This window comes from Polaromonas sp. P1_E3 (assembly GCF_056405935.1).
In genome coordinates this window covers 1-909 of record NZ_JBFUBD010000716.1, presented here as the reverse complement: position 1 = coordinate 909, position 909 = coordinate 1, and the positions used below count along the sequence as shown (strand labels likewise).

The window sequence follows — 909 nt, the reverse complement described above, 5'->3', positions numbered from 1 at the left end:
GGCCGACGTCGTGCCAGGCGGTGGCAGCGCGGTCTTCGCGGGCGCCGCTGATGGCGATCTTGAACTTGCGCGGCAGGAAGGCAAATTCAGGGTGCAGCGTGCTCCACTGGCGCAGGATTTCGCCGAAGGGACGCGGGTCGGCGATTTCGTCAACGGCGATGCCGGCGCGTTCATCACTGGTGATGTTGCGGATGCAATTGCCGCTGGTCTGGATGCCGTGCATGCTGACGCTGGCCAGCAGGTCCATCACTTCGGCGGATTTATCGAGCGGGATCCAGTTGTACTGCACGTTCTGGCGCGTCGTGAAGTGGGCGTAGCCGGTGGTCAGCTTGGAGCTGACCGACAGGCCGCTTTTCAGGTTGACGGGGCCGAGCTTGTCTTGTTTGGCTTGTGCTTCATTGAACAGCGCGGCGTTGGGCTGGTCGTAGTCGCGGGCGATTTTGGCCAGCACGCGTACCTGTGCACTCGACAGCTCGCCATAAGGCACGGCCACGCGCAGCATGGGCGCATAGCGCTGCACATACCAGCCGTTTTGCAGGCGCAGCGGGCGGAACTCGTCTTCGGGCAATTGGCCTGCCTGCCAGCGGGTCAGCTGGTCACGGTATTGGGCGGCACGCGCCTTGACAAACTCGCGGTCAAATTCTGTGTATTGGTACATGGCTGGCGGGATTCAAACGTCGTGGATTTTTATAAGGAGCGGAGCGGGTCAAATCGAAATCAGTTTCACGCCGGCATAGGCCAGCAGCACGGACAACAGCGAGCGGATCACGCGGTCGGGCGTTTTGTGCACCAGGTGCGAACCCAACCAGATGCCGGGCAGCGAGCCGGCCAGCAGCTTGATGAGCAAAGGCCAGTCGACCGAACCGATGGAAGCATGGCCCAGGCCCGCCACCAGCGTCAGGGGCACGG

The 909-nt window shown here is 62.6% G+C and carries 1 protein-coding gene and 1 pseudogene; both read right to left on the bottom strand.

The features are described 5' to 3' along the window. Nucleotides 1-658, bottom strand: a pseudogene (locus AC1D0Z_RS23015) (nitrite reductase); the annotation flags it as partial. Nucleotides 659-706: 48 nt separating this feature from the next. Continuing rightward, nucleotides 707-909, bottom strand: a 203-nt coding sequence (locus AC1D0Z_RS23010) for a TSUP family transporter (protein ID WP_477660444.1), incomplete at its 5' end; no start/stop codon positions are given.